Source organism: Synechococcus sp. MU1655 (genome assembly GCF_023630655.1).
Classification (GTDB): Bacteria; Cyanobacteriota; Cyanobacteriia; order PCC-6307; family Cyanobiaceae; genus Synechococcus_C.
In genome coordinates, this window is sequence record NZ_JAKUHK010000034.1 from 1 (window position 1) to 12,715 (window position 12,715).

General features: G+C 51.7%; 18 protein-coding genes and 1 tRNA gene. 7 read left to right on the forward strand and 12 right to left on the reverse strand.

All coding sequences use genetic code 11. The annotated features are described in order from the left end of the window. Positions 1-99 precede the first annotated feature (99 nt). Together NCN04_RS03035 and NCN04_RS03040 are read left to right on the forward strand one after the other, a co-directional pair. Complete coding sequence (locus NCN04_RS03035; protein WP_048346979.1) at positions 100-285, forward strand: chlorophyll a-b binding domain-containing protein; 186 nt, start codon at positions 100-102, stop codon at positions 283-285. Between the two features lie 45 nt (positions 286-330). Next, positions 331-474, forward strand: a complete 144-nt coding sequence (locus NCN04_RS03040) for a CAB/ELIP/HLIP family chlorophyll-binding protein (RefSeq protein WP_048346980.1) — start codon at positions 331-333, stop codon at positions 472-474. Here NCN04_RS03040 and NCN04_RS03045 read toward each other — a convergent pair. From NCN04_RS03045 to NCN04_RS03055, 3 genes are all read right to left on the reverse strand, one after another. Continuing rightward, positions 436-603 (reverse strand): hypothetical protein, encoded by a 168-nt coding sequence (locus tag NCN04_RS03045; protein WP_250395155.1) that lies wholly within the window; start codon positions 601-603, stop codon positions 436-438. The genes NCN04_RS03040 and NCN04_RS03045 overlap by 39 nt on opposite strands. Positions 604-632: 29 nt before the next feature. Beyond that, positions 633-1,022: a hypothetical protein gene (locus NCN04_RS03050; protein WP_048346981.1), complete on the reverse strand. Its 390-nt coding sequence runs from the start codon at positions 1,020-1,022 to the stop codon at positions 633-635. 166 nt (positions 1,023-1,188) lie between these two features. Beyond that, positions 1,189-1,725 (reverse strand): DUF2808 domain-containing protein, encoded by a 537-nt coding sequence (locus NCN04_RS03055; protein WP_250395147.1) that lies wholly within the window; start codon positions 1,723-1,725, stop codon positions 1,189-1,191. A gap of 845 nt (positions 1,726-2,570) precedes the next feature. Here NCN04_RS03055 and NCN04_RS03060 point away from each other — a divergent pair. After that, positions 2,571-2,798 (forward strand): hypothetical protein, encoded by a 228-nt coding sequence (locus tag NCN04_RS03060; RefSeq protein ID WP_250395148.1) that lies wholly within the window; start codon positions 2,571-2,573, stop codon positions 2,796-2,798. Between the two features lie 427 nt (positions 2,799-3,225). On the opposite strand, the gene NCN04_RS03065 is transcribed toward NCN04_RS03060, so the two are convergent. The 5 genes from NCN04_RS03065 to NCN04_RS03080 all read right to left on the reverse strand — a co-directional run bounded on the left by NCN04_RS03065 (position 3,226) and on the right by NCN04_RS03080 (position 5,365). After that, entirely contained in the window at positions 3,226-3,552 is a 327-nt protein-coding gene (locus NCN04_RS03065; RefSeq protein WP_048346984.1) for a 4a-hydroxytetrahydrobiopterin dehydratase, read from the reverse strand. A 216-nt stretch (positions 3,553-3,768) separates the two neighbouring features. Beyond that, entirely contained in the window at positions 3,769-3,975 is a 207-nt protein-coding gene (locus NCN04_RS03070) for a hypothetical protein (RefSeq protein ID WP_250395149.1), read from the reverse strand. Positions 3,976-4,367: 392 nt separating this feature from the next. Continuing rightward, positions 4,368-4,760 carry a nuclear transport factor 2 family protein gene (locus NCN04_RS03075; RefSeq protein ID WP_250395150.1) on the reverse strand — a complete coding sequence of 131 codons (393 nt, stop codon included), beginning with the start codon at positions 4,758-4,760 and terminating at the stop codon, positions 4,368-4,370. Positions 4,761-4,930: 170 nt separating this feature from the next. Next, the gene (locus tag NCN04_RS10625) at positions 4,931-5,053 is read right to left on the reverse strand and encodes a hypothetical protein (RefSeq protein WP_284498536.1); all 123 of its coding nucleotides are present in this window, start codon (positions 5,051-5,053) and stop codon (positions 4,931-4,933) included. 153 nt (positions 5,054-5,206) lie between these two features. Further along, positions 5,207-5,365, reverse strand: a complete 159-nt coding sequence (locus NCN04_RS03080; protein WP_250395151.1) for a hypothetical protein — start codon at positions 5,363-5,365, stop codon at positions 5,207-5,209. Here NCN04_RS03080 and NCN04_RS03085 point away from each other — a divergent pair. Both NCN04_RS03085 and def read left to right on the forward strand, forming a co-directional pair. Continuing rightward, the gene (locus NCN04_RS03085; RefSeq protein WP_250395152.1) at positions 5,364-6,023 is read left to right on the forward strand and encodes a hypothetical protein; all 660 of its coding nucleotides are present in this window, start codon (positions 5,364-5,366) and stop codon (positions 6,021-6,023) included. The genes NCN04_RS03080 and NCN04_RS03085 overlap by 2 nt on opposite strands. 484 nt (positions 6,024-6,507) lie before the next feature. After that, a complete protein-coding gene (gene def / locus NCN04_RS03090) occupies positions 6,508-7,041 on the forward strand; it encodes a peptide deformylase (RefSeq protein WP_048346988.1) in 534 nt (177 codons plus the stop codon). A 1,278-nt stretch (positions 7,042-8,319) separates the two neighbouring features. Here the strand turns inward: def and NCN04_RS03095 are convergent. Then, a tRNA-Arg gene (locus tag NCN04_RS03095) sits at positions 8,320-8,393 on the reverse strand. 66 nt (positions 8,394-8,459) lie between these two features. Between NCN04_RS03095 and NCN04_RS03100 the strand changes: the two genes are divergently transcribed. Continuing rightward, positions 8,460-9,284, forward strand: coding sequence for a helix-turn-helix domain-containing protein (locus tag NCN04_RS03100; protein ID WP_048348270.1), 825 nt, complete (start codon positions 8,460-8,462; stop codon positions 9,282-9,284). Position 9,285: 1 nt separating this feature from the next. Here the strand turns inward: NCN04_RS03100 and NCN04_RS03105 are convergent, their stop codons facing one another. Continuing rightward, on the reverse strand, positions 9,286-9,519 hold the full coding sequence (locus NCN04_RS03105) for a hypothetical protein (protein ID WP_048348271.1): 234 nt from the start codon (positions 9,517-9,519) through the stop codon (positions 9,286-9,288). Between the two features lie 20 nt (positions 9,520-9,539). Next, positions 9,540-10,406, reverse strand: a complete 867-nt coding sequence (gene rsmI / locus NCN04_RS03110) for a 16S rRNA (cytidine(1402)-2'-O)-methyltransferase (protein WP_250395153.1) — start codon at positions 10,404-10,406, stop codon at positions 9,540-9,542. Between the two features lie 23 nt (positions 10,407-10,429). Here rsmI and NCN04_RS03115 point away from each other — a divergent pair, with 23 nt between their 5' ends. Beyond that, the gene (locus tag NCN04_RS03115) at positions 10,430-11,347 is read left to right on the forward strand and encodes a 3'(2'),5'-bisphosphate nucleotidase CysQ family protein (protein WP_048347006.1); all 918 of its coding nucleotides are present in this window, start codon (positions 10,430-10,432) and stop codon (positions 11,345-11,347) included. 17 nt (positions 11,348-11,364) lie between these two features. Here NCN04_RS03115 and NCN04_RS03120 read toward each other — a convergent pair. Then, a partial coding sequence (locus NCN04_RS03120; RefSeq protein WP_250395154.1) for a polyribonucleotide nucleotidyltransferase occupies positions 11,365-12,715 on the reverse strand: 1,351 nt, incomplete at its 5' end.

Sequence of the window (12,715 nt, forward strand, 5' to 3'; positions counted from 1 at the left end):
CTGGGAAGAGCCTGAAACCGAACTCCTGGATACGGGTGGCCCCTCTTCCAGGCCAAGCGATGCGGACATAGACCGATCAGGTCCCTCTCGGAGACACCCATGACAACGGCATCCCTCCTAGCCCAAGAACGCTATTGGAATGATCTTGCATCAGAACAAATCCGACGTGAACGATTGGTCAAAGCTGAACGCCTCAACGGACGTTTGGCAATGCTCGGATTTGTGGCTCTTATCGCCACTGAGGACCTTTTACATCAGGGCCTTTTGCAGTCCTTGGGCTTCTAAAGCAAAACAAGAGACCAACGAATTCAATGTTTTTGAGAGCAACCCATGATGAACAACACAAAATCACGCTTCGGTTTCGTGAATTTTGCTGAAACCTGGAACGGGCGTCTTGCAATGCTTGGTTTTGCAATCGGCCTCGGGACCGAGCTGCTAACGGGTCAAGGAATCCTCAACCAAATCGGCCTCTAAGTCGATCGTCACACCATCTGAGGCGACAATCCGAGCCAATTGTCGCCTGCTCCCAAGATCTAATCGATGGAACGACGCCAACAGTCTCTTAACGGTGATCACTCGCTCCTCCTTCAAGGCTTGAGACAACCGTCAGAGTGAAAGGCTGAGTCATTTCTTCAAAGTGGAATCGTGATCGACCACTTGTTGCGTCTAAACCGCCAACGCTTCCCTGAATCCTCGGCCTTAGGGACACTGTCGGAATAAAAACCCTTCGGATCATCCAGGTTTTGACCGATCTCTGTTGCTCCACCCAGAGGAATCTGAAAGCCAACGTAGTGATCACCTTCCTTACGGCATAAACGCACCGGAGACTGCGAGTAACTGGTCCAAACCCCTGCTCTCTTCACTGTGTATTTGCCAGCACTCTCCGCCCATTGATTGCAAGCTCTAAACGCAGCCTCTGGAGACTCATAGCGGTTAAGACCATAAATAAAACTGATGCAATTAGGCACTTGCGTAATAACCAATGCTGCCAAAAGGAGCTGTGTGATTCGACTGGAAGCCATAGGAGCTCCTGGTTATGAAATAACTTTGATCATGGTCAACCCTTTCCATGACATAGGTGGACTCCCTTCAAACTCAAAGCAACGTTCTTCTCAATCAAACAATCGCTCGCTCCCACCTTCAAAGAGAGCAACACACAGAAGCAAAACCAACCCATCCAATCAAAAATTAAAATTTATTGTTCAGCCTGTAAATATCTAAGCGCAGGACTGGTCCTAGAGATTGAGAGGGGGGCAGGGAAGGAGATTCGGGGTAAAAACTGGACGACCATTCGTAAATCCCCTGCCTTGGATTAATGCTTGGAATCACAACACTAATAATCTGACCAGGCTTTACAGAAGGACTAAAGACAATCTCAGTGATTCCACGTTCATCATCGAATTGTATCGTTGCGAGCCCTTTTTCCCCCCGCTTCCTTAGATTATAAAATCCAGAATAAACAGTGAGATCCTTGTCTCCCCACTTCCACCTTTCAGTGCCAGTAATTTGCGACAAAGCAATTCTTTCAAGATTTGCTCCAGCATTGGCGGGCAATTCCAATGAGATCACAGGATACGATCTCTGATAAGAATTTGAGTATGAATTGTGAATGGAAATACTTCTAGGAGGATTTTCAAAAAACTCCTGACCGTATAGCTCCGTCGAATGCGCGCTCAAGGGCTGGGCACAAAGAAAAAGGAGAGAGAGTGTGGCAGCCTTATTCACGGGTCTATTTTTTGTGATTCTAGTAGAGAACTCAAGGAGAGAGCGCCATCAAATAGGCAATACATCTAACCTATGAACTAATTTTATAGGCAGATCGAGCAATTTCTATTGATCTTTTGAGACTGCCTCATCACAAACACCAGGCCTTAGCCAACGGCATGACCCAGATCGCCGGCCAGTCGATCCTGCCGTTTAGCTCTATCACTCCGGTTCGCATCCAACCAACAGTGACCACACGATGCATTCCGATTGAAACCGCATCAAATTTGGCAACCGAGATTAACGCAAGAAACTGATCTTTCTGGATGCATTGACAGAAGAGGGCTCAGCCAACAGAAAGGATTTAACGAGTGGTTCAGACACCATGAACCCGTATGAGCTGCGGAGAGCTTCTAATAACCACCAAAACGCAGCGCCAGCTCTAAGGCCCCATAACCAAAAAGAAATGTGCTGCCCAGCAGCGCCAACTCTTTTTTAGAACTTGCCATGGAAAGAAGGGACGAACCCACCAACAACGCTCCGAAGAATCTAAAGGAAATCTGAAGCTCCAATATTTAGAAAGCTATCAATCTGACCGTTGAGAGGAAGTTGTTTACTCAAATTCATGAAAAAAGCGTAACAAGGGGTGCTTTCAAGTCTCGGCGCAATGTTTCTATATATATTTGATCAGATAAAAATTGATGGGCCTCAGATCGCCACTGCATGTAACGAACGCAGCCCTGATCGCCCACACTCTTGGTTTATCCAGTGGTTTTGGCCAGTGATTCTGCAAGGCATCAGCCTGACCTGCCGCAAATCACTGGCTTCACTGAAGTTTTGGTGGTTGCAGTGAAGGCGAGAAGCTTTTGACACCTGCCTTTTGCTTGCTTTCTGGTGTTCGCTTGGCAGACTGGGCCACCCATCCGATTGTCCTTTTGCCAGTCGATCGCAACTTAAGAGCTGTCGCGGCCACTTCTCCCGCAGAGGCAGCCCTTCTTCAGCAGGAGGAGCGTCTCCGCATGCCAGGGATCCGTGGAACCAAGGCTGCACAGAGAACGGATCTCGACGGAATAGGAGCGAGCGCTCCCTCTTAGAAATCTGGGTGAAACAGCACTTTCAAAGCCAGCGACTCTCAGGCTGGCCTCAGAGCAACGGATGCTCCGTCAATTGCATCCATCACGCAATGTCCAAGTTGGACGTGGTTTGTCTGCGTTGCCGTCAGCTACCTGACCAAAGACAAAGCCTGTAATGATCAACATTGGGCAGAGTTGAATCCCGAGACAAAAAAAACGAGCGGATTGGTTTTAATTAGTTGGTTAATTCAATGTCAAGAATCCTGCAGCCCGTTGGAGGAACGTCAAACAACACCCACAAGAAAAAGCGAGGAGCTTTGGTTTCCCTATAGATCTCCCAACTAAATCATGACATCTCCAACGCGAGCAGATTTTCTTAGTAAAGAGATGACAGCTTGACAAGCAAAAGCCTTCTGCTTGGTTTCAGATCATCTTTCTCAAAAAAATTCTACACGTCAATTCCATTCAGCTTTGCTGCCAAGACAGCATCGGCTTGCGTTAGGCCATCAACTTTATGGGTGTAAATCACAGCTTCCGCATGTGCCCAGCCCAGGGAAAACTCAGCATGGTGTCCCTCAACCTCACAGATTGCTCCTGCTGCATTCACCCAATCAAGGGCAGTCTGGAAATCGATAAATCGCAGTGATCGAGAGAGGTGATGATTATCGACCACCTCCCACCCAGGCAATTGAGGCAGCAGATCAGCAAGTTCCGCTTCTGTGAGCTTAGGAGCGCCTTCTTGACAGGGGATACAGGTCTGTTTTGCCAAATTCATTGAGATCTCCTGCAGCTTTTGAAGTATGGCCGTAATACTGAAAACAGTGACGCGGGAGCTGAGGCAAACACTCCAGCCCCTAAATAGACCCCCTACTTCCGTAGCCTCAAGATCAAGTGCCGGTGACGCATGGACGAAGACAGCAGAAAAGCCAGACGAACTACTTTTGCCTGGGTTATCGGCGCCAACATCGCCGCATGGGGCCTTTACCTCGTCCTAACGAAGGTCGTGGGAATGGATTTCGACATGATTCGCCAGGCCAACTACGGTTGAATCAAGTAGACGTTCCAGTTCTCCCTTGCTTTCAACCGGTCGTTTGCTGTCTGGTTGTTTGCCTTGATCGACTCCCACCACAACAACGGCCACACGGCAGGTAATCGCCCCCTTCGATCCGAATACCACCCAGCACAGATGGAGCGCCATACAACCCGCTCACCCAGAACGACTCCACACCCAGCCCACCTCTGAACCACCCCAGCACCAGCAGTTCGGCTGCGTCGTGGATTGCTTGGCTGCCACTTGAGCTGCCTATGAGCACGGAGCATAGGGGGCTTTATCAGTTATCACCTGGGAATCAAGAAAATGGGCCAGATTTTTTCTCTGCTGCCCATGGCTAAGTATTGACAGAGAGGAAGCTGGGAAGAGGTGGATTACGAATACGAGTCGAGACGGTGTAGCACATAGCTGGTCAGAGTTGAATATGAAGATTGGATCATTGCGGCTAATTGATATTGACAACAAAGTTGAGTTGAAGGGTAACTGCTTCAGGAATTGACCAATCTCTCGAAAGCGCATCAAGAAGACTGAAGCGGAATTTACTTGATAATTTTGTCTACCAAGACATCATCAAAATACACCCGTACCCTGTGAAACATTTTGCCATCAAACTCTAATATCCAGGCATATTGGTTGTTGTAAGGCTTCCCACTTTTAGCAACAGCTTTGGAAGTCATCTCCAGCACAACGAAGGCGCCATCAACGATAACATTATTTACCTTCCACTGAATTCCGCCGTCCAAAGAAGACTTTAGCCTTGAGACTGCTGCATCAATGAAGTGCGCCCTAGATGTATAGACACCAGCAAGAATGCTTGAGCCTGTGATAGCCCATTGGACGTCCTCCGCTACAAAATTGGCCAAAAACTGATCAATAGCGCCAATTTCAAGCAGATTAATAGCATTGTCAACGTAATCACGAGTGACCTGCATAGCAACAAGCACGAAGCGAAAATCAATTATAGAAGATTTCGGAAGAATCTTGATCGTTCAAATCATTTTGGAATGTCACTGACTTAGGCAATTGCAATGCATGGAGCTACAGAGCGATTCAATAGACAAGCTGGGGCAATGCAATACCTCAAACCATTGGAAAGACTGCATTAGACATGCATATAACGCCAATCCTTTGCAGGGATGACTGAAGCGATGAACGCGAGGCTGAGCTCACTGCCCTCATCAACAAGCTCTGTCGGATCAATGGCAAAGACTGGCCACGCGGGCATGCCGCAGAACTTGCACGACGGGCCGGTGTCTCCACTCAGGCCATCGACAGCCGCCGCAACACTGCCCTGAAAACGTAAGCCGAGGAAAACACATAGTCCGCACCACGCTCACCGCAGCAGCACTCGCCATCGGATCACCTTCAACCGAGATGGTCAATACACCCTGAATGTGTTCTGGAAAAAGCCGTAACCCGTGAGCCAGGCGGCTGGGGCGAAGGTGCGTGCTGGAGGGGATGAAAGCAGCAGTGTGATCAGCTGACAGACCAGCCAAAGCTGATGAAGATGAAAGTCATCGCGCCTGCTCGAAGCCATGACAAACGATTGCGTTGTGACCCCCGAACAGATCATGGGAACGTCGCAACAGAGTGCTAATGGCCACCGAAAAGGGACCACCTCGGCCTTTTTTCTCAACGCGGAATGGGCCCTCCGCAGGCCGTTGATAACGGATCAAGATCTACTGCAGGCTGAAGCCTGCAAACGCATGCTTAGGCGTCAAATGGTCGACATTGTGCGTTCCAACGGCGTCGGTGACCTGTTCGACTGGCGCGACCAGGACATCGCTGAGATCTGCCTGGAGGAGATGGCCAAGCGTGGCGATGAGGAGGTTCAGGGCTTTGACGATGAGAATCTCAAGGCGCTGGCCTCAGGTGAGGTGTGCGGATTCACCGGTGAGGATCTGTTGCCGGGTGCTCAGGATTTCGGAGCATCAGCTGCCCAGACAGCTACCAGTAGCCATCGCACCGATGCTTTGCTGCAGGAGCATCTCGAACGACAGCGGGGGGTGCGCAAGGGGACGTTCGGTGCTTTTTGCGCGAACTATCGACTGGCCAGGACGCAGCCGGATCCGGCTGCGACAGCAGCTGCGGCGATGATGCTTGAGCTGCTGCCTCACGTGCATCAGCTCGGATACCTCAAGTGGTGGGTGTGCCGTGATGCCTGGGCCGAGGCTCTGGTCGCGGCGGGGGCTTGATGGCGGGCAAATCCCCCTATCGGGTGATGTCAGGACCGATCACCGCGATCAGCGTCCTTGCTCATAGGGAGCCCATAGCGCAGTATGGAAAATCAAAAAACAAATGTCGAAGATATTTGATTAGAGGAGATCAGAGCAATCCGCGGTCAAATGAAGGATGCCAAAGAGAAAACCACTAGAACTGATGCCGAATTAGATGAACTTGCTGCAAGGCAAGCACAACATGCTGTTCTCTGAGCAATCTCAGACTTGCAAAGTCGAATGTACGAATCTCCTTGATCATTGGTGGTGCATCAATGCTTATTACTGCAATTGTTAATTGTGATCCGATGCTTAATTCCACTGGACGAGGGAAGAGTGCATTGGAAGACGAGAACTTGAGTATGAGGTCGAGACTTTGAGGCAATGTGCACCGTCAGATGCACTTAATAAACCAAGTGAACACGAGAAGGCAGAGCAGACCGCTAGATGACATGATTGGCAGATGAGTATTCGAAGTGTCCTGCGAATTGGTCACCCGTCTTTACGCGGGCGCTCGACGGAAATCCCTGATGATTGGTTCGGCAGTCAACGCTTGCAGACGCTGATAGACGACTTATTCGATACCAAATCAGCATGCTCTGGTGCAGGGATAGCGGCACCTCAGATCGGTGAGCCGTGGAGGGTTTTTGTGCTCGGAATGAAGCACAACCCTCGTTATCCCGAGGCTCCTCCATTGCCTGAGCGAGTAGTGATCAATCCTGTATTCAAAGCAATTGGCGAAGAATCGACGACTTTCTGGGAGGGGTGTCTAAGTGTCCCTGGATTGCGTGGTGAGGTAAAAAGATCCAAATACATTCACCTGCAGTATCAAGACCAAGACGGGGCTTCCCATCAGGAAGAATTGGAGGGGTTTCATGCACGAGCTATTCAGCATGAAGTTGATCACTTAGATGGAGTGTTTTTCACTGACCGCTTAACCAGAACAGTGGCCTTTGGCTTTATTGATGAGCTTCAGGCTCATGGGCTTATTCCTTGAATAAGCACCATTGGTATGCGGACAACGAGTTTGCCCGTATACCAATGGTGCGATCTGATCGATGGTGGTGTCGCTGCCGTGGACTGGGTGAAGCGGTATGCGCAGAAGTGACTCCCAAATCAGAGGAATTTGCAGTGGTTCAAGGCAGCAGCTGCAAGGCTTGCTCCCAGCCACTGCTCGAAACTAAGAGCGATGCCATGAGGTCAAAAACGAATGATCCATGCGGTCTCCAATTTGGATTCACCATCGATCAGACGGTCTCAATCCACATCCCACCATCCGGGGCAAAGCCTCCACCTGGGCGGGCACCGTTTCCCAGGCTTCGATGGCGTTGTGGCGAAGCATCCTGCGAACGCATGGCTGGGTGCAAGGACTGAGTTTGATGTGGTAGATCCAGCTATATCCAGAATGAGCATTACTCGGCTGAAAAGGTATTCACGGTAAATGTCATTGCTGTAGAGCCTTGACTTCCAATACATTCGCCATCCACACCATTGAAGGAGTTACGGATTTAGCCAAAGCAATGACACCTCGCAATTGTTGGGCATCATTGCTTTGTAAAAAGAATATCTAGTTACCCCCGCAAGTTAGATTTCCATGCTCGTCCAGATCTGTATTGCCGGTGCAGTCTACAAGTGTTTCTCCTGGGCAACTTTGACCTTTCTCTATCGAGTAGCAGCCCCATCCATGACCATATGAAGAGCAACAAAAAGTTCCTGCTCTATTTGTCCCAGAATTCTGTTTAAAAGAATTCGTTGATGCATGCCGCGTTCTCCTCGTTTTTTGCTTCTTTGTGCGAGGTTCCGCTTGAGCTGTTCTTCTAGACTGTGCCAATAGCAAATTGCAATTCATTTGCCTTGGCTTCACCTAATGGCAAAACCGCGCAAGGAAGAAACGCCAGTCCAATTAATTTTGTGATTAATTTAGGGTGAAAAAGAGAATTCATTGTGATGGTTAAGTGAGTCTAAAGAGGATTGCTCCCCTGTGAACTCACCATCGCCGAATTGACTGCATCACTCGATGACCACGCTCATAAGCGCCTGTGATCTTGCCCACACCCGAGAAGCCAGATCGCCACTTAGGTTGACAACGCTTGAAACCCAAGCCGGTGTCTTCCGTTTCGCAGGCATCCGGGCAAATGCAGCCGGACCGACCCTTGATTCGAGGCTCCTACGTTTGCAAATTCGTTTGTAAACGTAGGAGCGATTTGATGCAGTAAGTGGTTTCAAGCATCTCGGTGTTTTCCGACAATGCCTGTCCTGGCTTGGTTTTTTGAAACGCCCCCTGCTGGATTCGAACCAGCGACCGACTGCTTAGAAGGCAGTTGCTCTATCCAGCTGAGCTAAGGGAGCACTCATTCATTTTGACAGTCGACGCACGCAACCCCGCTTAAGCTTGAAAGCTGTGCGGTACTGATGATGGCCCCCAGCCGGCTTAACGACAGCCACAAGCAGGAGATTGTGGAGCGGTACCGCGCTGGAGAAACAAGCGCCCAGATTGCCGCGGCCTATAGCTGCAGCACCAATACGGTGAGTCGAACCGTCAGGTCCCTACTCAGCCCTGAGGAGTACGCCGAGCTAAAGACCCAGCGATCCTCGAAAAGCTCTGGTTTAGAGAGCCCTGCTCACGCAAGCTTGTCTTTGAAGGACAGTGTGCCTGAAATCGATACCGCTGAGGTCAGCTGTCCAGAGAGCACACAAACCAACCTCGAAGATTCCAGAAGCGAGGCACCAAGCGCCAGGGAAGAGGAAGGAGTTAAGAGCAGTGGTAACGACGGTAATGATGAGGGCCAAATCCTCGCTCTCGATGATGCCGAGGATTTTGGTGGCTCCGATCTTGACGACAACGAGACCTTCAACACGGACGATGAGACTGTCTTTCATGAAATAGCTGTACTACCGGTCGACCTTCCTCAGGTCACTACCCAACAAGTGATTTGCCGACCCTTCGCATCTGAACTGTTGCCAGACAGCGTCTACATGCTGGTGGACAAAACGGTGGAGCTGGACCCACGGCCGCTCAGTGAGTTCCCTGAATTAGGCCTCAGTGATCCTTCAGAGCAGCAACGTCAGGCTTTATGCCTTTATGCAAGTCCACGCGCTGCTAAACGCCAATGCAGCCGTAGTCAGCGCGTGATCAAAGTTCCAGACACCCAGGTCTTTGAGCAAACATCCCCTTACCTGCTCGCCCGTGGCATCACGCACTTGGTGGTTGAAGGATCCCTGTTTGCACTCAAGTCCTGATTCAGCGGTCTTGATCAGGAGCTGGCGCCAAGACCGCGGCCACACTGCCGCCGCTGACAATCCCCAACACCAAGCTGACGCCGACAATGAAGCCTGAGGGAAGGGGCGCAGAACGCCCAACGCCAAGATTGAGGCGATGGCGATCATTCAGATTCTGAGCACCAAGGCAGAGAACCAACATCAGAGTGAGCCCAGTCCCCAAACTCAACAAAAGCAGTCTCAGGCGGATGAGCATCGCAATCGCTTTTGATTCCATCAGTCTGCCTGTTCGGTCATCGTATGGAGCAACGCGTAGAGCTCGCGTTTTGAGCGTCCAATCCGGCTGGATAGCAGCTTGGCTGCATCCTTGGCACTCATCCCCTCGGTAGTGAGTGCAAGTAACTGCTCCAAACACTGCGTATCGCTTAAGGATTCGATCTCAATGGGTATGGCTCCACCCAACACCACAGTGCATTCTCCCTGGGGGCTGTTTTCTAGAAAATAATGTCGCGCTGCCCCTACGGTTGGGCCCACCTGTTGCTCATGCCGCTTCGTGAGTTCTCGAGCCACTTGTAACGGGCGCTCCTCACCACAAAGCTCGAACAGCTCGTTGAGGAGTTGGCACAAGCGATGGGGAGCTTCATAAATCACGCTGGTGCGCTGCTCAGTGGCAATCAAGACCAGTCGATCCCGGCGTTCCCTGCCTTTTGCAGGCAGAAAACCCTCAAAACAGAAACGGTCGGTGGGAAGCCCGCTGCTCACCAGTGCCGTTGTCGCCGCACAGGGACCAGGGATAGAAATCACCTCACAGCCCAACTCACGCGCAGCAGCGACCAACTCCTGTCCAGGGTCACTAATCCCAGGCAAACCTGCATCACTGATCAGCGCAACGCTGCGGCCCCCTTCCAATTCCAGCAACAGCTGAGGAATCCGCGTGCGGGTGTTGTGCTGATGGAAGGAGCACCGTCGAGCTGCTGACCCGATACGGCTCAGCAGCTGTCCGCTGTGACGCGTGTCTTCACAAGCAATCGTGTCCACAGCAATCAACAGATCACGTGCTCGCGGAGACAGGTCACCGAGATGGCCAATCGGAGTGCCTACGACATACAGCACTCCAGCGGCAGGTTCAGCGCGTTGCTTCACAATGGCTCCGCCCAGATCAAACCATGATGCCGAGCTCGCCGACCCTTCTTGCCGGTATCAACCTGGAAGATGTTTTGAAGGTTCTTCGCCCTCTCAGCTGGGGGGCTGCAGACATCCTGCGTGCCTATGCCCGTGGAGAACAGCCACCCCATGGGTTTCCGAAAGCCCTCAGCGTTGACAACGGCGGAGAAGGACCCGTGTCTGCTGCTGATCTTGCCGTCAATCAATGGCTCCTCGATGGCTTGAAACAATCCTTCCCCGCCGCCGATTGGACCCTCCTCAGTGAAGAAACAGCCAAAGAGCAACTCACGGAGGGGCAACCCTTGGCTGCTGATTGGCTATGGATTTTGGACCCACTGGATGGAACCAAAGATTTCCTTCAAGGCACAGGGGAATATGCAGTGCATCTGGCCTTAGTGCATCAGCAACGCCCCGTGCTTGGGGTCGTGCTCGTTCCAGAACGAGACGAGCTTTGGATTGGTGTGGTGGGTGAGGGCACCTGGTGCGAAAACCGCTCTGGAGAACGAACACCCGTTTGTTTCAGTGAGCGGAGGGTCAGCCATGAGCTGATCTTGGTAGCAAGCCGCAGTCACAGGGATCAGCGACTGGAACAGTTGATTACAGCCTTAGAACTCGGTGATTCTCATGCGGTCGGCAGTGTCGGCTGCAAAGTGGCCACGATCCTTCGCGGGGAAACCGATCTGTACATCTCCCTGTCTGGAAAAAGTGCTCCAAAGGATTGGGACATGGCCGCTCCAGAAGCCGTACTGCTTGCCGCTGGTGGTGCCTTCACCCATGCCAACGGTGGCGAACTCACCTACAACACCGGCGATGTTCGCCAGGCAGGCTGTTTGATCGCTAGCCATGGAAAAACCCATGCCGCTTTATGTGAACAAGCGACACGGGCCATGGAACTGATTGATCCAGGTTTTCAGGTCTGAACCTGGGTGGGCGCCTCTCAGGAGAGGGGCGCTACTGGAGTTGGAGCCGGTTGAGAGTCGGGTGACTCGCCGTTCTGGGGAACGCCCCGCAAGGTGAGGTTGATCCGGCCGCGGTTGTCGATTTCACGGACACGCACCGTGACCTCATCGCCAACCTTGACCACATCTTCGACTTTTTCGACCCTTGCCTCCGAAAGCTGTGAAATGTGAATCATGCCCTCTTTACCAGGCAGGATTTCCACAAAGGCTCCAATCGGAATGATGCGCGTAATGGAGCCCGTAAACACTTCACCCTCATTCACCTTGCGGGTGAGGCCTTCGATGATCTTCTGAGCTTCCTCGGCGGCAGCACCGTCATGGGAGGCAATGGTGACGATGCCACTGTCTTCAATATCGATCTTGGTGTTGGTTCGCTCCGTGATGTTCTTGATGGTGCGACCACCAGGACCGATCACAGTGCCAATCAGCTCAGGATCAATGCGGAAACTGAGCAGGCGAGGTGCGTGAGGAGAGAGACCCTCACGTGGAGTTTCGATCGCCTCCATCATCTTTTCAAGGATGTGGAGTCGAGCAGGGCGAGCTTGATTCACAGCATCGGCCACGATGCTGACAGGAAGACCCGTGATCTTCATGTCCATCTGGAGAGCGGTAATCCCCTTATCGGTACCCGCCACTTTGAAGTCCATGTCTCCAAGAAAGTCTTCAATGCCTTGAATATCGGTGAGGATTTTGACCTCATCTCCCTCCTTGATTAGGCCCATCGCCGCACCACTGACAGGTGACTTCAAAGGAACACCGGCATCCATGAGAGCCAACGTGCTTCCACACACGGAACCCATCGAAGTGGAGCCATTGGAGCTCAACACTTCGCTGACAACACGCACCACGTAGGGAAAGGTGTCTTTCGCGGGAAGCACGGGCACGATGGCTCGTTCGGCCAATGCGCCGTGGCCGATTTCACGACGTCCCGGAGAGCGCATGGGGCGGGTCTCACCGACGGAATATGCCGGGAAGTTGTAATGGTGAAGGTAGGTTTTTTCGTTATTTGGGTTGAGATCATCCATCTCCTGGGCATCACTTGGCGTGCCGAGAGTGGCGGTCGACAACACCTGGGTGAGGCCACGTTGAAATAAACCTGAGCCATGCACTCGCTTCGGAAGCACCCCTGCAGCGGCACTGATTGGACGCACCTGATCAAGGTTGCGACCATCCACCCTTTTGCCGTCCTTAAGGATCTGCTGGCGCATCAAGGTTTTGGTGAGCGCTTTGAAACTGTTTTGAAGGGCCTTGCCGTTGGCACTAACAGCAACTCGAACAGGATCGGAGTCCTTGAGACCCTGGATCGTTTCGGCAGTTGTGCTGCGAATA